We start from the raw sequence: 17,978 nt of genomic DNA on the forward strand, positions 1-17,978 counted from the left end.
GTATTAAGCGCACGTTCCACGCTTTTTGCCATTTGCCTGCCCATTCCGCTGTGAGGCACTCGTAGATGTCAGACCGGCGGGGCACGATGGACCGGTGACCGGGGCAGACGCAGACGCCGGCGCGGTGCTCTCCGGGTTCGGGCCGGCCACCCGCGCCTGGTTCGACAACGCTTTCGCCGCCCCGACCGCCGCGCAGACCGGCGCCTGGCGGTCGGTCGCCGCCGGTCGCAACGCGCTGGTGGTGGCGCCCACCGGCTCCGGCAAGACGCTCGCCGCCTTCCTCTGGTCACTGGACCGACTCGCCCGCGAGCCAGCCCCGACCGAGGCTCGCCAGCGGTGCCGCGTGCTCTACGTCAGCCCTCTCAAGGCTCTCGCCGTCGACGTGGAGCGCAACCTGCGCGCCCCGCTGGCCGGCATCCGGCAGGCGGCCACCCGGCTGGGCGTCGCACCGCCCGACATCACCGTCGGCATGCGCACCGGCGACACTCCCGCCGACGAGCGGCGAGCCTTCGCCCGCACCCCGCCCGACATCCTCATCACCACCCCCGAGTCGCTGTTCCTGCTGCTCACGTCCGCGGCTCGCGATTCGCTGCGCGGCGTCCAGACGGTGATCGTCGACGAGGTGCACGCGGTGGCCGGCAGCAAACGGGGCGCCCACCTCGCCCTCTCCCTCGAACGCCTCGACGAGCTGCTGCCCGCCCCGGCGCAGCGCATCGGCCTCTCGGCCACCGTCCGGCCGATCGACGCCTGCGCGCAGTTCCTCGGCGGCGCCCGCCCGGTCGACGTGGTGCAGCCGGCCACTCCGAAGACCATCGAGGTCAGCGTGCAGGTCCCGGTGGAGGACATGACCCGCCTGGACGAGCAGGAACAGCCGCCGGAGGACGACCTCGGCGGCCCCGGTCCGCGCCGGGCCTCGATCTGGCCGGCCGTGGAGGAGCGGGTCTTCACCCTCATCGGGCAGCACCGCTCGACAATCGTCTTCACCAACTCCCGCCGCAGCGCCGAGCGCCTCTGCGCCCGGCTCAACGAGCTGGCTGCCGAGGCGGTGGCCGCGTCCGCGTCGGACGAGGGCGCGATCGGCGTACCCGAGGGGTTGCCGGCGGGCGACGACGGCCCGGCGTCCGACGCGCAGCTCTGGGGTGGCCCGGCCGGTCCGCTGCGCAACCGGCCGCCGGCCGAGGTGATGGCTCAGTCCGGCGCGGCCGCAGGCGCGGCACCCGTGATCGCCCGCGCCCACCACGGCAGCGTCTCCCGCGAGGAGCGCAAGCACATCGAGGAGGCGCTCAAGTCGGGCCAGCTCCCGGCGGTGGTGGCCACCTCCAGCCTGGAGCTGGGCATCGACATGGGCGCGGTCGACCTGGTGGTGCAGATCGAGGCGCCGCCGAGCGTGGCCGCCGGGCTGCAACGGGTCGGCCGGGCCGGGCACCAGGTGGGTGCGGTCTCCCGCGGGGTGGTCTTCCCCAAGCACCGCGGCGACCTGCTCTCCTGCGCGGTCGTCGCCGAACGGATGACCGACGGCGCGATCGAGGAGCTGCACTACCCGCGCAACCCACTGGACGTGCTGGCCCAGCAGATCGTCGCGATGGTGGCGCTGGAGCCGTGGGCGCTGGGCGACCTGGCCGTGCTGGTCCGCCGGGCCGCACCCTTCGCCGAGCTGCCCGACTCGGCGCTGCACGCCGTGCTGGACATGCTTTCCGGCCGCTACCCGTCCACCGCCTTCGCCGAGCTGCGCCCCCGACTGGTCTGGGACCGGGCCACCGACCTGCTCACCGGCCGCCCCGGCGCGCAGCGACTCGCGGTGACCAGCGGCGGCACCATCCCCGACCGGGGCCTGTTCGGGGTCTTCCTGGCCGGGGCCGAGCGGGCCGCCCGGGTCGGCGAGCTGGACGAGGAGATGGTCTACGAGTCCCGGGTCGGTGACGTCTTCCTGCTCGGCTCGTCCTCCTGGCGGATCGAGGAGATCACTCCTGACCGGGTGCTGGTCTCGCCCGCACCCGGTCAGGCCGCGCGCATGCCGTTCTGGAAGGGCGACCAGCTGGGCCGGCCGGTGGAGCTGGGCCGGGCCATCGGTGCCCGGGTGCGCACCCTGCTGCGACAGACCGACGAGGCGGCCCTGACCGCGCTGCGCGACGGTGGGCTGGACGACTGGGCCGCCGGCAACCTGATGGCCTACCTGCGCGAGCAGCGGGAGGCCACCCGCTCGCTGCCCGACGACCGCACTGTCGTGGTCGAGCGGTTCCGCGACGAGCTGGGCGACTGGCGGCTGGCCGTGCACAGCGTGCTCGGCGCCCGGGTCAACGGGCCCTGGGCCCTCGCGGTGGGTCGCCGGCTGGCCGAACGGTACGGGGTGGACGCCCAGGTGATGCCCTCCGACGACGGCATCGTGGTGCGACTTCCGGACACCGCCGACGAGCCTCCCGGGGCCGACGTGGTGGTCTTCGAGCCCGACGAGATCACCCAGCTGGTGGAGGAGTCGGTCGGCACCTCCGCCCTCTTCGCCGCCCGTTTCCGGGAGTGCGCCGCCCGGTCACTGCTGTTGCCGCGCCGCGACCCGCGCCGCCGCCAGCCGCTCTGGCAGCAACGGCAACGCGCCGCGCAGCTGCTCGACGTCGCCCGCGAGTACGCGGACTTCCCGGTCACCCTGGAGGCGGCCCGGGAGTGCCTTCAGGACGTCTTCGACCAGCCGGCGCTGGCCGGGCTGATGCGCGACCTGGCCACCCGCAAGGTGCGGCTGGTCGAGGTGGAGACCAGCGCGCCGTCCCCGTTCGCGCGGTCGCTGCTCTTCGGCTACGTCGGCGCGTTCCTCTACGAGGGTGACGCCCCGCTCGCCGAGCGCCGCGCCGCCGCGCTGGCCCTCGATTCCACGCTCCTCGGCGAGTTGCTCGGCCGGGTCGACCTACGGGAGTTGCTCGACCCGGCGGTGCTCACCGAGACCGACCGGCAGCTGCGGTGGCTGACCGAGCAGCGCCGCCCCCGCGACGCCGAGGACGTCGTCGAGCTGCTGCGGGTGCTCGGTGACCTGAGCGACGCCGAGTTGACCGAGCGGGGTGTGCCGCAGACCTGGCTCGGCGAGCTGGAGGCGACCCGCCGGGTGCTGCGGGTCCGGATCGCGGGCGAGCAGCGCTGGGTGGGCGTCGAGGACGCCGCCCGCCTGCGTGACGCCCTCGGCGTGGCGCTGCCGATGGGGGTGGCCGAGGCGTACCTCGCCCCGGTGGCCGATCCGCTCGGTGACCTGGTGGCCCGCTACGCCCGCACCCACGGGCCGTTCGCCGCGGCCAGCTGCGCGGCCCGGTTCGGGCTCGGTGTGTTCGTCGTCGAGCAGGCGCTGCGCCGGCTCGGTGCGACCGGGCGGGTGGTCTCCGGGGAGTTCACCCCCGATTCGGCCGGCGCCCAGTGGTGTGACGCCGAGGTGCTGCGGATGCTGCGCCGCCGCTCGCTCGCGGCGCTGCGCCGGGAGATCGAGCCGGTGCCACCCCGGGCGCTGGCCGCGTTCCTGCCCCGCTGGCAGCAGGTCGGCTCGTCCTCCCGAGGGGTGGAGGCGCTCGCCGCCACGGTGGAGCAGTTGCAGGGTGCGGCGGTGCCGGCGTCCGCCCTGGAGCGGTTGGTGCTGCCCGCCCGGGTCGCGGACTACTCCCCCGCCCAGCTCGACGAGCTGTGCGCGAGCGGGGAGGTGCTCTGGGCGGGGTCGGGCGCGATCTCCGGGGGCGACGGCTGGGTCACCCTGGCGTACGCGGACACCGCGCCGCTGCTGCTCCCGCCGCCCGACGAGGCGTTGACCCGCACCCCGCTGCACGAAGCGGTGCTCGACGCACTCGGCGACGGGCAGGCGCTGTTCTTCCGCGCACTGGCCGACCGGGTCGGTTCGACCGACGACGCCGCGCTGACCGGGGTGATCTGGGATCTGGTCTGGGCGGGGCACCTCAGCAACGACACCCTCGCCCCGCTGCGGGCGGTGCTCGGCGCTGGCGGCGCCCACCGCTCCCGGCCGTCCGCGCCCCGCACCCGTTACCGGCGGCCCGGTCGGGTGGCGCTGCCGACCCGCGGTGGCCCGCCGACGGTCGCCGGCCGCTGGTCACGTCTCCCCGACCGGGACCTCGACCCGACCCGTCGGGCCGCCGCGCTCGCCGACCTACTGCTGGAGCGGCACGGGGTGGTCACCCGGGGCGCGGTGATGGCCGAGCAGGTGGTCGGCGGGTTCTCGGCGGTCTACCCGGTGCTGTCCGCGCTGGAGGAGCGCGGCGCGGCCCGCCGGGGTTACTTCGTCGAGGGGCTCGGCGCCGCGCAGTTCGCCGTACCCGGTGCGGTGGACCGGCTGCGCGCGCTGGCCGAGCCGACCGACGGTGCCCGGGGGCGGGGCGCGGTGGCCACAGTGCTCGCCGCGACCGACCCGGCCAACCCGTACGGCGCGGCGCTGCCCTGGCCGGAACGGGTGGTCGACTCCGGCGACGGGGCCACCCCGGCGACCGGGCACCGGGCCGGCCGCAAGGCAGGCGCCCTGGTGGTGCAGGTCGGCGGTGACCTCGTCCTCTACGTCGAACGCGGCGGCCGGACGCTGCTCTCCTTCAGCGACGACACCGACATGCTCGCCGCGGCCGGCAAGGCCCTCGCCGACGCCGTCCACTCCGGGGCGTTGGGCGCGATGTCGGTGGAGCGGGCCGACGGCGAGGCGGTGCACTCCTCGCCGTTGCGGGACGCGCTGACCGCTGCCGGCTTCCGGGCCACCCCCCGTGGCCTACGCCTGCGCGGCTGACCCGCCAACTCCGGACCACCCCTGTGGGCCGGGCTTGCGCGGCTGCCCGTCGGCGCAACGCGGACGAGCGCACGCGCCGATTGATGCCCGATGCCCCCAACCAGCCAGCCAGGGCCCCATCGAGGGCAATCCCGCACAGAGCCTGATGTCTGTGAGTCATCACGATGACTCACAGACATCACAGTCAAGAGAGCGACATGCTTCGGCCACGCCAGGTCTCAGCCCAGGCCGTTGAGCACCTTCTCGTAGCGGGACCGGTCGGCGGCCGGGGTCTTCGCCTCAAGGTAGTTGAGCACCACCGCACCGCGTCGGTACGACTGGCCGCCCCACGTCTCGGCGATGTCGCTGGCGCTGGTCTCGTCGGGAAAGACGTACACGGTGACGGCGTCGGTGGCGATCAGCTCGGAGCAGCCCAGGCCGAGGCCGTCCGGCCCACAGTCGACCGAGCGGTCCTTCGGGTGCGACACCTTCAGGCCGGCGGCCTTGAACGCGTTGACGACCTGGGTCGCCCCGGGCGCACCCGTCGGGCGCTGGGGCAGCACCACCGGCGGTGGGCTGGCCGGCCGGCGCTGTGTGGGCCCCTCCGGGGCGACGGACGGGGGCGCTGCCGGCGGGGCCGCCGGCGACGCGGCACCGCTGACGCTGGGCGGAGCCGCCGAGGGCGTCGGCGCGCTCGGCAGAGCGGTCGCCGCCGCGGCCGAGGACGACGATGCGGTGGGGGCCGCGCTCGACGGATCGGTGTCGCCACCGCCGCAGCCGGCGGTGACGGCTACGGCGACCAGCAGGATTCCGACGGCGGGCAGGCTCCGAATTGTCACCAGGGCAGTCTGCCCAACGGCATCCGGCGGCGGGAGGGGCCGGTCGGCCACTGCGCTGTCCCGAATCCGTCAGCACCCGGTTCTACTAGCCTGCGGGCATGTCCGCTGTGCCCTGGATCTCGCTGACCACCGACTACGGCCTCACCGACGGCTTCGTGGCCGCCTGTCACGGGGTCGTCGCCCGGATCGCGCCGACCGCCCGGGTGATCGACGTGACCCACCTGGTTCCGCCGGGAGATGTCCGGCGGGGTGCCGCCGTGCTGGCGCAGACCGTGCCGTACCTGCCGGTGGGGGTGCACGTGGCGGTGGTGGACCCGGGCGTGGGCACCGCCCGGCGGGGGGTCGCGCTGGCCGCCCCGGGCGGGCTGCTGGTCGACCCGGCCGGGCTGGTGCGGCTGCCGACGCCGACGGTGACCCGGGACGCCGACGGATTCACCGCCGAGGTGCTGACCGTGGACCACTTCGGCAACGTCCAACTGGCCGCACCGGCCGAGCTGCTCGATTCGCTGCCGGCCACGCTCCGGGTGGGGCCGCCGGGAACGGCACCGGCCCATACGGCGGTGCGTGGACGGACCTTCGGTGACGCCCCGGCGGGTCAGCTGGTGACGTACGTCGACTCGGCCGATCTGGTCGCGGTCGCGGTCAACGGCGGGCGGGCCGCGGACCTCCTCGCGGCGTCTCCGGGGGACCTCCTGCGGGTATCGGGCTGATGTTCGACTGTGGAATGCTTCTCCGGTGGGTGAGCATGTGGTTCCCGTGGGCTGTCCCTGCTGTGCATCCCGGACCGGCGGGGGGACCTGCCCCGTCTGTTTCTGGACCGACGACGGCCAGACCGACGCCGACGCCGACGCCGTCCGGGGTGGCCCCAACGGCGACCTGAGCCTCTCGCACGCCCGTCTCAACTACGCCGTCTACGGTGCCAGCCACCCGCGCTACCAGGACATGGTGCGGACGGCTCGCCCCGACGAGCGCCCCTGACGCTGGCGCGGCGCCCGACGGGGTGGGCGTGGCTCAGCAGGCCGGCACGCTGCCGCCGTACACGCTGGAGATGTACGCGTGGCTGACGTACTGGCCGCTGGCCAGGCGGTTCCAGCGGGTGGTGGTGCGGTAGGGGCCGGCGACGGACTGGCCGGTGACGTAGCACTGGATCGGCACGTGGGCCAGCCGGGCGGCGAGACCACGGACCGCGTACGACGTGCTGGCCCCGGTGCGGATGTTGAGCGGCCCGTCACCGACCACGCCGCGCGGCCCGCCTCCGGTCCACAGGTAGGCGACGTCCACCCAGGCGTTGGTGGTCAGCCGCAGCCCGTCCCAGAACGTGCCGTCGGCCAGGTCGATGCCGGCCGGGTTGAGCACGATCCGCCCGAACTGGTCCCGCCCGCCGTTGTAGCCGGACTGGTACGCGGCCTGCGCCTCGGGCCGCCCCTGCGGCAGGTTCTTCCAGTTCTCCCGCACCGATGAGGGGTTCCAGTAGTCGTCGCGGGTATTCCACGGCCCGACGTCCCAGACCGGGGCGTATTCGCAGCGGGAACCGCTGGTGGTGCAGACCCGCACGGTGTAGTCGCCGGTGTTGAGCGGGGAGAGACCGCGCCGCGACGGCAGCGCCGCGAAGTGGTCCCGGGGTTGCACGGTACGGCCGTTGGCGGTCAGTTCACCGACCAGTCCGATGCGGGTGGCGTACACCCGGTAGGTGCGGCCGGGCGTGGCGGCGGACACGGCGGCGTTCGCGTCGGCGGTGAGCCGCACGCCCCGTACGGTCGCCGTCGCGCCACGATCGGGGGCGGTGAGCACCACCCGGATCTGCACCCGGGTGACCGGCCGGTCGAAGACCGCGCCGGCGGCCCGCCACTCCGTCCAGCCGGCGGCCCGCCAGCCGCGGACCTGCGCCTCCACCGTCGCCCCGGTCGGGACCGCGGCGTTGATCTCGGCGCGGACCCGGGTGGCCGGCCGGGCGAGGGTGCGGGGAGCGGTCAGCAGCATCCCCTCGGCGACCGCGCTGTGCGGGCTGCGGGCGCCGCGCCCGGTGGGCCGGGCCTCGCGTAGACGTAGGCCTGCGGTGGTACGCCGGACGTTGACGTCGTCGCGGTCGACGATGGTGAGGTCGGCGTTCCATCGTTCGTCCCCGGGTGCGGCGGCGACGAGGGCGATCGGTGCGCTGGGTGTGGCCGGGACGTTGCCGGTGGCGGGCAGGAGCGCTGCGGTGAGCAGGAGGCAGAGGGTGGCGATGAGGGCGACGGATGGGATAGGACAACGCGGTCGCGTCATGGGCATTCTCCTCAGAACCCCCTGACCTTCGCATGTCAGGAGATCATGAGGAACCTGAGTACAAATAGCGACACATGCGAATCTCGTTCGACCGGGGGAGGATGGCAGGGTGCCCGAAGGCGACACCGTCTGGAACACCGCGCGCGTGCTGCACCGCGCGCTGGCCGGCGCGCGGATCACCGACAGTGACTTCCGGGTGCCGCAACTGGCGACCACGGAGCTCACCGGCTGGACCGTTCGCGAGTCGGCCAGCCGGGGCAAGCACCTGCTGCTGCGACTCAGCGCCCCCACCGAGGAGCACTGGACCCTGCACTCCCACCTGCGGATGGACGGCGCCTGGCGGGCGTACGCCCCGGGGGGACGCTGGAGCGGCCGACCCGCGCACCTGATCCGGGCGGTGCTGCGCAGCGCCGGCGCTGTCGCTGTCGGCTACCACCTGCACGACCTGGCCCTGGTGCCGACCGCCGACGAGGAGCAACTGGTCGGCCACCTCGGCCCCGACCTGCTCGGGTCGGACTGGGACCCGGCCGAGGCGGTCCGTCGGCTCACCGACCACCCGGAGCAGACCATCGGCGAGGCGCTGCTGGACCAGCGCAACCTGGCCGGCGTGGGCAACCTCTACAAGTGCGAGGTGCTGTTCCTGCGTGGCGTGTCACCGTGGACCCCGGTCGGCGGGGTGCCCGATCTGCCGGGCCTGGTGGCTCTCGCACAGCGGCTGCTCGCCGCCAACCGTGGTCGGTGGACGCAGAGCAGCACCGGCTCGCTGCGTCGGGGGCAGACCAGTTATGTGTACGGCCGCCGCGCCCAGCCCTGCCGCCGCTGCGGCACCGCGATCCGCAAGGAGGAACTGGGCGAACGGGTCACCTACTGGTGCCCGGTCTGCCAGCCCGAGCGCCCGGGTCCGCCGCCGTCCGGCTGACCGGGCCCTCGCCGAACGAAACCCATCGCAGAAACGGACGATTGGGTAATTCCTATCCGGCCGCCGGAGTCGCATGCTGCGATTGAGCGCTCACCGACCGTCAGCAGAGTGCCGAGGTTCCCCACGCCGGGGTGGCGGACCTCGCGCCCCGAACCGGGGAGAGTCATGGCGATGTTCCGCAGACTCCGCTCCACCTTCTTCGAACGGGCCACCCGCGACACCGACGCCGCCGACGGCCGGGTGGCGTCCGTGCCGGCCGCGCGTACCGCAGAGGAGGCCGTTGCGACACCGAGCCTGGACCCGGCCGTCGTGCCCCGCTACTTCGGCCCCGTGCCGAACTTCGCCCACAGCCCACGCCCGACCCGGGACCCCGACGGGCAGGTGGCAGCCGCGACCGGGCTGCGCAAGTTCGTCGACCCGCTGCCCCTGCCCGGCCAGCCGGGCCGCGGCGATCTCGGCAGCCAACTGCCGGTGGCAGCACCGGACACGATCAGCTATCCGGGCTGCGACTACTACGAGATCGGCCTCCAGGAGTACGCCCAGCGGCTGCACCGGGACCTGCCAGCCACCCGACTGCGCGGCTACCGGCAACTCAACCTGGGCACCGACCCGGCCGGACACAACACGCTGGTGCCGCCGGAGCGCCCCTGGCACCTCGGGCCGATGATCCTCGCCCGTCGAGGTCGACCGGTCCGGGTGAAGTTCATCAACCAACTCCCCACCGGCCGGGCCGGCGAGCTGTTCCTGCCGGTCGACGACACGGTCGAGGGGGCTGGCCTCGGCCCGCTGGACGGGCCGGCGCCCTACCCGCAGAACCGAGCCGTGCTGCACCTGGCCGGGGCGCAGACCGGCTGGACCAGCGCGGGCAACCCGGGTCAGTGGATCACCCCGGCCGGGGAGATCACCCCGTACCCGACCGGACCCGGCCTGGCCCACGTGCCGGACATGCCGGCGCCCGGCGTCGGGGCCACCACCCTCTACTTCCCGAACGAGCAGAGCGGCCGGCTGCTGTGGTTCCACGACAACACCCTCGGCCTGGCCCGACTCACCGTCTACGCCGGACAGCTCGCGCTCTACCTGCTCACCGACCCGGCCGAGGACCAGCTCATCGCCGACGCGGTGCTGCCGACCGACCAGGTGCCCCTGGTGATCGAGGACAAGACGTTCGTTCCGGACGACACCCAACTCGCCGCCGAGGACCCGACCTGGGACCGGGAACGCTGGGGCGCCCGAGGAAGCCTCTGGCACCCGCACGTCTACCAACCCCGGCAGAACCCCTACCGGTCCGGCGGACGCAACCCCACCGGCCGGTGGGACTACGGCCCCTGGACCCGCAACTGCGCCCCGCACGACGCCCACGCCGACGGCTGGGTGCCGAACCCGCACCACGACCCGGTCGGCGCCCCGGAGGAGCCGCCGCTGAACCCCGACGTGCCGCACCCGTCGGCAGTCCCCGAGGCGTACGGCGACACCCCGCTCGTCAACGGCGTCGCCTACCCGTACCTGGAGGTGCGGCCGCGCGCGTACCGGTTCCGGATCCTCAACGCCTGCCTGGACCGCAGCCTCAACCTCCAGCTCTACCGCGCCCGCTCCGACGCGGCGATGTGGACGGCCGACGGCGCGCTCACCGACCCCGACGCCGGTGAGGTGCCGATGGTGCCCGCCGCGCGCGCGGCGGACCGTCCGGCGGGGTGGCCGACCGACGGACGCGACGGCGGTGTGCCGGACCCGAACGCCGCCGGCCCGGAGTTCATCCAGATCGGCAACGAGGGCGGCCTCCTGCCGGCGCCGGTGGTGCTGCCGAACCGACCGATCGGCTACCGGTACGACCGGCTCGACCCGACAGTGCTGAACGTCGACGGGCACACGCTGCTCCTCGCCCCGGGCGAGCGGGCCGACGTGCTCGTCGACTTCTCCGCTGTGCCACCGGGCACCACGCTGATCCTGTACAACGACGCTCCGGCCCCACTGCCCGGCTTCGACCCCCGCTACGACCAGCACACCGACGCCCCGGACCGCAGCGCCGAGGGCGGCCCGCCGCCGACCGAACCGGGGTACGGCCCGAACACCCGCACCCTGCTCCAGTTCCGGGTCGGCGGGACGCCCGCGCCGCCGTACGACCTGAACCGGCTGCGCGAACGGCTACCCCAGGCGTACGCGGCCAGCCAGCGCCCGCCGATCGTCCCGCAACCGGCGTACGACCCGGCGTTCGGCACCCGGACGGCGGCGCAGACGACGGTGCCGGTGCACGCCACCACCGTGACGTTCACGCCGACCGCCGGCACCGGCCCGGTGACCCTGCCCATCGCGGTCAAGGCCGCGCAACAGATCTTCGAGCCGGACCACGGTCGGCTGGCCGGCCGGCTCGGCGTCGGGCACCCGCACGCCGGGCCGCTCCACCAGAACGCGCTGCCGCTCGGTGCCACCGACCCGGTCACCGAGGTCCTCTTCGCGACCGACACCGCCGTGCCGGTGGGCGGCCCCACCGACGGCACACAGCTCTGGCGGATCAGTGGCAACGTCCGGCAGACCGAGCCGTTGCAGGTCGGCGGCTGCGACCTGCAGGTGATCAACCGGGTTGGCTGGGACGGCACGCTGCGACTTCCGCACGGCACGGAGTTGGGCTGGAAGGGAATCGTCCGGGTCAACCCCCGGGAGGACGTGGTGGTGGCGCTGCGCCCGGTCGCCCCGGTGTTGCCGTTCAAGCTGGGCGACAGCGTCCGGCTGCTCGACCCCTGTCGCCCGGCCGGAGCGCGGACCGGCTCGACACCGATCAGCCCAGCCGACGGGCGACCCGCCACTATGGTCAACCAACTGGTCAACCTGGGCTGGGAGTACCGCTGGCACAGCCAACTCGCCGGCCATCGCGACGGTGGGATGACCCGACCGTTGGTGCTGCGGGTGGCGCCGAAGGCCCCGACCGGGCTGACCGCCACCCCGGTGCCCGGCTCGGCCACCGCGCTACCCGCGATCGCGCTGGCCTGGACCAGCAACGGCGGGCGACCACCCGCCACCAGCCACCTGCTGCAACGGGCGACCGACGTGACCTTCGGCGGCGAGGTCACCACGATCACCGTCGCGGCCGCCGCCACCCGGTACACCGACGCGACAGTCACCCCCGGGGTGACCTACCACTACCGGATCCGGGCGGAGAACGCGGTCAGCTACTCATCCTGGTCGAACGGGGTGCCCGCCTCGGTGCACCTGGCCGCGCCGAGCGGTCTGGTGGCGACGCTCCCGCCGGCCGCGCCCCTGCGGGTGGCGCTGCGCTGGACGAACCGGTCGTTCGCCACCGGCATCGACGTGCAACGGGCCACCAACCCGACGTTCACCAGCGGCCCGGGCACCACGGCGATCGGGGTCGGCGACAACCACCTGGACGCGACCGTCGCACCGAACACCACGTACTACTACCGAGTGCGGACCACCTACCTTGGCGCCGCCTCGGCGTGGTCGACGGTCGCCACGGTGACCTCACCACCCGCGCCGGGCACCCCCAGCGGGGTGAGCGCCGCCGCCAGCGCTCCGGGGCCGGACACCGCGACGGTGACCCTGGCGTGGGCGGCGAGCACCCCCGGCGGCCCGGGGTCCGGGTTCACCGTGCAGCGGGCCCTCGACCCGGCCTTCGACCAGGAGGTGGCCACCTTCACGGTGACCGGTCGCGGGTTCACCAACACGGGGCTGGCCCGGGGCGTCACCTACCACTACCGGATCCGGTCGTTCAACGTCGTTGGCACCTCGCCGTACACCGGGCCGGTCGTGGTGACGACACCACCGTGACCGGCCCGAGGTCGGCGCGCGGTCCCGGGGGTGGCCCGGTCAGCGCGTCGGCGCGCGCAGCGGGGTGCCGACGGCCCGGTCAGCGCGTCGGCGCGCGCAGCGGGGTGCCGACGGCCCGCAGTTCGGCGAGGGCACCGGCGACCCCGTGCAGCAGGTCGGTCGCCTCGGTGAGCCGGTCGGCGGCCGGGTGGGCGGTCTCCGGTCGGGAGTCCTCGGCCAGATAGCCGGCGGCGGCGACCACCAACCGTTCGTACGCCGCCACCCCGCCCTCCAGTTGGGCGGCCAGTGCGGCGTGCGCCTCGGCCAACGGCGGCCGAGCGTCGGCCGGAGCCAACCGCAGGGCACGTTCGACGCTGGCCACCCGGGCGGCCAGCTCGCGCAGCGAGCGGTCGGCGGCGGCGGCCTCCAGCACCGCCGGCTCGGCCAGCCCGGTGAGCCGGGGAGCCATTCCGGCCAGGGTGAGCGCCGCCTGGTCCAGTCGGGCCCACGGCTCCCCGGCGCTGGTGCCGCGCAGTGCGATCCGGGAACGGACCCGGCGCACCTCGGCCAGCACGCCCGGGCCGACCGGCAGCCGCTCGACGGCGGCGATCAACCGGGCCCTCGACCGGGCCGCCGCCTCGGCCGGGTCGAGCGCGGGGGGCGCCGGCTGGGCGGCCAGGGCGCGCACGTCGATCCAACGCCAGGCGGCGAGCGCCATGGCACTGCCCGCGGCGCCAGCCCAGGCCGCGTCGGGCAGACCAACGCCGGCGTACGGAGTCAGCACCACCGCCGCGCCGCCGAGCCCACCGGCCAGCACACTCCACCGTCGGGCCGACCGGCGAAGCCGACCCAGCTTCCGGAAGTACCGGGTCCGCTCGTCTGCCACAGTGACTCCTCGGTCCGGTCGTTCAGCCGGCAGCGGTCGGGTCGCCGGTGCCCCGCTCGCGAGCCATGCTGGCGCGCAGTTCGTCCAGCCGGGCGGCAGCCGTCGGGTCGTTGGCCGGGCCGGCCTTCTCGGCCTGCGGCACGGCCGGTCGTTGGGTGGCGCCGCCGAGCTGCTCCCCCGCCATGCTGGACCGGATCTGCTCCAGCCGGGCCGAGCCGGCCGAGTCGATCGTGGCCTTCTGGATCTCCAACATGCGGCCCTCGACGGAGTTGCCGGCCAGTTCGGCGCGGCCCATCGCGTTGGCGTACCGCCGCTCGATGCGGTCGCGCACCTCATCCAGTGACGGGGTGGTGCCCGGCGCGGTCAGCGACGACATCGACTCCAGCGAGCGGGCCACCGTCTCCTGCATCTTGGCCTGCTCCAGTTGGCTGAGCAGCTTGGTGCGCTCGGCGAGCTTCTGCTGGAGGATCATCGAGTTGTTCTCGACCGCTCGGCGGGCCTGGGCGGCGGCACCCAGCGCCTGGTCATGCAGGGTCTTCAGGTCCTCGGTGGCCTGCTCGGCGGAGACGAGCTGGCTGGCCAGCGTCTGCGCGGACTGCTCGAAGCGCACCGCCTCGGCCTCGTCGCCCTTGGCCCGGGCCTGGTCGGACAGCACCAGGGCCTGGCGGGCGTTGCCCTGCAACCGCTCGACCTCGGACATCTGCCGGGACAGCTTCATCTCCAGCTGACGCTGGTTGCCGATCACCGCGGCGGCCTGCTGGACCAGCGCCTGGTGCTGCCGCTGGGCATCCTCGATGGCCTGCTGGATCTGCACCTTGGGATCGGCATGCTCGTCGATCTTCGCACCGAAGAGTGCCATCAGGTAGTTCCAACCCTTGACGAACGGGTTCGCCATCTCCGTGGTATCCCCTCAGTAGCGTCGCTCCACCACGGCCGGGCCGGCAGAACCGACCGACCGTTACCGGCCGGTCTCCATCGTCCCAGCCGAACGCCAATGAGGCATCCGTACCGGGCGGTCGACAGCACCGGCGGCTCCTGTGAGCAACCCTACGCGGCCGGGGCCACCCCGCCCATGGTCAACCGGATCGGGGTCAGGCGGCGCAGACCACGTCCCGGTCGCGCTCGGTCGGGCGGACCCGGGTGCTGCGCAGCGTGGCCTTGAGCGGCGAGTCCTGGCGGACCGAGACAGCGACCTTGCCGTCGGAGGTGACCTGACGGACACCCCGGTTGGTGGTCTTGGCTGCGACGTCGGCCGGCTCGTCCTGCATCGAGACGAGCACCTCGGGCATCTGCTCGGCGAGCGCCACGGTGTCGCTCACCTCACGCAGCAGCTCGGACAGGCGGGCGCCAAGGGCGTCGCAGATCGCGGCGAGCAGCTCGCTCGACGGTTCCTTGTGCCCGCGTTCGATCTCGGAGAGGTAGCCGAGGCTGACGTTGGCGGCGGTGGAGACCTCGCGCAGCGTGCGCTGCTGCCCCTGACGGCGCGCTCGCAGTGCGTCACCGATCACCCGGCGTAGCAGGATCATCGCACCTCCCCCTGAGGGATACCTCGCGCCCGGCGCTGGGCAGCCGGTCGCGGCGGACCACGCCGACCCCGAACGTCGGAGCCTTCCCGCAACCGTACCCGTTGCGGGCCCGAGCGACATCCCGCCCCGCCCGTCGGTTCGCCGGGGCGGGCTTCCCGGGAGGGCCGCCGCCCAGTCCCGCCCCGCCCCGCTGGCTGTCACGGTGTCGCGGCAACGAGCCGTTCGGTGAGCAGCCGCAGCGCCTCGACCACCGCCGCAGCGCGAACATGGTCCCGCCCCCCGTCCAGGTGGAGCTGACGGACCGCACCGCCGTTCGGGCCGGCGACCGCGACGTAGACCAGGCCCACCGGCTTTCCGTCCTGCGGCTCGGGGCCGGCGACCCCGGTGGTAGCCAAACCCCAGTCCGCGCCGCATCGTTGCCGGCCACCCTCGGCGAGCGCCGCCGCCACCTCCGGGTCCACCGGCCCCCGCTCGGACAGCAGGTCGACGGGGACGCCAGCCAGGGTCGCCTTCAACTCGGTGGCGTAGACCACCAAGCCACCCCGGTAGATCCCGCTGACACCGGCGATGTTCACGATCGAGGCGGCCAGCGACCCGCCGGTGAGCGATTCGACGGTGGCCAGGGTCTCGTGCCGCTCGGCCAGCCGATGCACGACCCCCGCCGCCGCACTGCCGACCTCAACACCGTCCACCTCAACACCCTCCCCCACCAAACCCCCAACCCGAACCCCACAATCGCGTCGATCATGAAGTTAGCGTCACGACACGCCGCGCGGGATGGCAATAACTTCATGATCAACGCGGGAAAACCCCGGGGGTTAGCGGGGGCGGCGCAGGCGTATGGCTTGGGTTATGTAGTCGAAGCCGGTGGCTACCGTTACCAGGACGGCGGCTCCCATGATCCACGGGCCGACGACGGCGAGCGCGGCCGGCATCGGCCAGAGGTACCAGGCGATGGCCAGGATCTGGAGCGCGGTCTTGACCTTGCCGCCTCGGCTGGCGGCGATCACGCCGTGCCGGATCACCCAGAACCGCAGCCCGGTGATGCCCAGCTCGCGGACGAGGATCAGCGCGGTCACCCACCAGGGCAGTTGGTCGTACCAGGAGAGCAGCACCAGCGCCGCACCGGTGAGCGCCTTGTCGGCGATCGGGTCGGCCACCTTGCCGACCGAGGTGACCAGCCCGAAGCGGCGGGCGATCCAACCGTCCACCAGGTCGGTGGCCGAGGCCACGGCGAAGATCAGGCAGGCCGCCATCCGCCAACCGGCGTGGGTCATCCCGGACATGATCACCGAGGCGGCGAAGACCGGCACCAGCACCAACCGCAGGGCGGTCAGCGCGTTGGCCGCGTTGACGACGGGCACCACGGCCACCACCCGGCCGGGCGTCGACTCCGTCGCCCCGGTCACCGCCGTACTCCGCTCGGGCCGCCGTGGCGTTCCCGGCACCGCACCACCTGGGTCCCCCGCTCCGCTCGGGCCCGCCGTCACCGTGCCGCGCCGGGCGCCGCCGAGATCATCTCATCCGGCACAGCGAGCAGGTCCACCCCTTCGGTGCCGGTCACCGTTGCGCGTACCAGATCGCCCGGGCGCAGCGCGGCCAGATCGACCCCGCCCTCGGCCGGGGCGACCAGGGTGGTGGAGCCGTCGACCTCCGGCGCCTGGTGGGCCGCCCGGCCCTCCACCACGCCGTCCTCGACCGAGTCGACGAGCACCTCGACGGTCGATCCGAGCCGATCCTCGGCCCGCTGCGAGCAGAGCTCGTCGGCGAGGGCGCTGAGCCGGTCGTAGCGCCGCTTGATCGTCGCGGCGGAGACCTTGCCGGGCAGGCCCGCGGCCTCTGTGCCGTCCTCGTCGCTGTAGTCGAACATGCCGATCGCGTCGAGCCGGGCCTCGGTCAGGAACCGGACCAGCTCCTCGACGTCGGCGCGGGTCTCGCCGGGGAAACCGACGATGAAGTTGCTCCGGGCGCCCGCGTCCGGGGCCAGGGCGCGGGCGCTGGCCAGCAGCTCCAGGAAACGGTCGGTCGAGCCGAAACGCCGCATCCGGCGCAGCACCGGCTCGCTGGAGTGCTGGAACGACAGGTCGAAGTACGGTGCCACGCCCGGAGTGGTGGCGATCGCCTCGATCAGCCCCGGCCGGGTCTCGGCCGGCTGAAGGTAGCTGGCCCGCACCCGGACGATGCCGCTCACCGCGGCGAGCTGCGGCAGCAGCTTCTCCAGGGCGCGCGGGTCACCCAGGTCCTTGCCGTACGAGGTGGAGTTCTCGCTGACCAGCACCAGCTCCCGTACGCCGGACTTGGCCAGCCACTCCGCCTCGGCGAGCAGCTCATCCGGGGTACGCGAGACGAAGGCCCCCCGGAAGGCCGGGATGGCGCAGAACGCGCAGCGGCGGTCGCAGCCGCTGGCCAGCTTCAGCGAGGCCACCGGGCCGGTGTCGAGCCGTCGGCGCAACACCTGGCGCAGGTGGGCCGGGGTGTGCTCGTCGGTGTCGACGGGGGTGCGGGTCACGGTGCCGTGGCCGGGCAGCGAAACCCCGCTGTCGCGGCGCTGCACCGGAGTCAGCGGCAGCAGCTCGCGCCGGTCCCGTGGGGTGTGCGCGGTGATCTGCTCGCCGGCGACGACGGCGTTCAGCCGGGCGGCGATGTCGGGGTAGTCGTCGAAGCTCAGCACCGCCTGGGCCTCGGGCAGACTGTCGGCCAGCTCGCGGCCGTACCGCTCGGCCATGCAGCCCGCGGCGACCACCTTGGCGCCCGTTCCGGCGGCGGCGAGCAGGGTCTGGATGGAGTCCTGCTTGGCCTTCTCCACGAAACCGCAGGTGTTGACGACCACCACGTCGGCGCCCTCGCCGTCGGTGGTCACCTGCCAGCCGTCGGCGTGCAGGCGGGCGGCCAGCTCCTCCGAGTCGACCTCGTTGCGGGCACAGCCCAGGGTCAGCAGGGCGACGCGACGGCCCTCGGCGTGGTCAGCGGGAGAAGGAGAGGTGGCAGACACCATCCGAGGGTACCGGGCCGGCCGGGTGAGCCCACGCACGCGGGCTGCGGAGACGGTCGACAC

The 17,978-nt window shown here is 74.0% G+C and carries 13 protein-coding genes; 5 read left to right on the forward strand and 8 right to left on the reverse strand.

Annotated features, from left to right (window positions below):
• Positions 1-94: 94 nt before the first annotated feature.
• On the forward strand, positions 95-4,750 hold the full coding sequence (locus V6U86_RS24170) for an ATP-dependent helicase (RefSeq protein ID WP_334506784.1): 4,656 nt from the start codon (positions 95-97) through the stop codon (positions 4,748-4,750).
• 218 nt (positions 4,751-4,968) lie between these two features.
• Here the strand turns inward: V6U86_RS24170 and V6U86_RS24175 are convergent, their stop codons facing one another.
• Positions 4,969-5,568, reverse strand: a complete 600-nt coding sequence (locus V6U86_RS24175; protein ID WP_334506786.1) for a hypothetical protein — start codon at positions 5,566-5,568, stop codon at positions 4,969-4,971.
• Positions 5,569-5,666: 98 nt separating this feature from the next.
• Between V6U86_RS24175 and V6U86_RS24180 the strand changes: the two genes are divergently transcribed.
• Positions 5,667-6,278 carry an SAM hydrolase/SAM-dependent halogenase family protein gene (locus V6U86_RS24180; RefSeq protein WP_334506788.1) on the forward strand — a complete coding sequence of 204 codons (612 nt, stop codon included), beginning with the start codon at positions 5,667-5,669 and terminating at the stop codon, positions 6,276-6,278.
• A gap of 25 nt (positions 6,279-6,303) precedes the next feature.
• On the forward strand, positions 6,304-6,546 hold the full coding sequence (locus V6U86_RS24185) for a CPCC family cysteine-rich protein (RefSeq protein ID WP_030489441.1): 243 nt from the start codon (positions 6,304-6,306) through the stop codon (positions 6,544-6,546).
• Positions 6,547-6,579: 33 nt separating this feature from the next.
• On the opposite strand, the gene V6U86_RS24190 is transcribed toward V6U86_RS24185, so the two are convergent.
• Positions 6,580-7,833, reverse strand: a complete 1,254-nt coding sequence (locus V6U86_RS24190; RefSeq protein WP_334506791.1) for a hypothetical protein — start codon at positions 7,831-7,833, stop codon at positions 6,580-6,582.
• A 109-nt stretch (positions 7,834-7,942) separates the two neighbouring features.
• On the opposite strand from V6U86_RS24190, the gene V6U86_RS24195 reads away from it, so the two are divergent.
• Complete coding sequence (locus tag V6U86_RS24195; protein WP_334506793.1) at positions 7,943-8,752, forward strand: DNA-formamidopyrimidine glycosylase family protein; 810 nt, start codon at positions 7,943-7,945, stop codon at positions 8,750-8,752.
• 165 nt (positions 8,753-8,917) lie between these two features.
• A complete protein-coding gene (locus V6U86_RS24200; RefSeq protein ID WP_334506795.1) occupies positions 8,918-12,532 on the forward strand; it encodes a hypothetical protein in 3,615 nt (1,204 codons plus the stop codon).
• Positions 12,533-12,611: 79 nt separating this feature from the next.
• Here the strand turns inward: V6U86_RS24200 and pspM are convergent, their stop codons facing one another.
• From pspM to rimO, 6 genes are all read right to left on the reverse strand, one after another.
• Positions 12,612-13,397, reverse strand: a complete 786-nt coding sequence (gene pspM / locus V6U86_RS24205; protein WP_334506797.1) for a phage shock envelope stress response protein PspM — start codon at positions 13,395-13,397, stop codon at positions 12,612-12,614.
• A gap of 22 nt (positions 13,398-13,419) precedes the next feature.
• A complete protein-coding gene (locus tag V6U86_RS24210; protein WP_334506799.1) occupies positions 13,420-14,292 on the reverse strand; it encodes a PspA/IM30 family protein in 873 nt (290 codons plus the stop codon).
• A 196-nt stretch (positions 14,293-14,488) separates the two neighbouring features.
• The gene (locus tag V6U86_RS24215) at positions 14,489-14,923 is read right to left on the reverse strand and encodes a helix-turn-helix domain-containing protein (protein WP_334506801.1); all 435 of its coding nucleotides are present in this window, start codon (positions 14,921-14,923) and stop codon (positions 14,489-14,491) included.
• A 197-nt stretch (positions 14,924-15,120) separates the two neighbouring features.
• On the reverse strand, positions 15,121-15,615 hold the full coding sequence (locus V6U86_RS24220) for a CinA family protein (protein ID WP_334506803.1): 495 nt from the start codon (positions 15,613-15,615) through the stop codon (positions 15,121-15,123).
• 126 nt (positions 15,616-15,741) lie between these two features.
• On the reverse strand, positions 15,742-16,332 hold the full coding sequence (gene pgsA, locus V6U86_RS24225) for a CDP-diacylglycerol--glycerol-3-phosphate 3-phosphatidyltransferase (RefSeq protein ID WP_334506805.1): 591 nt from the start codon (positions 16,330-16,332) through the stop codon (positions 15,742-15,744).
• 77 nt (positions 16,333-16,409) lie between these two features.
• Complete coding sequence (gene rimO, locus V6U86_RS24230; protein WP_334506807.1) at positions 16,410-17,918, reverse strand: 30S ribosomal protein S12 methylthiotransferase RimO; 1,509 nt, start codon at positions 17,916-17,918, stop codon at positions 16,410-16,412.
• Between the last annotated feature and the right edge of the window lie 60 nt (positions 17,919-17,978).

The organism is Micromonospora sp. CPCC 205558 (assembly GCF_036902955.1).
In the GTDB taxonomy this organism is placed as follows: Bacteria; Actinomycetota; Actinomycetes; order Mycobacteriales; family Micromonosporaceae; genus Micromonospora.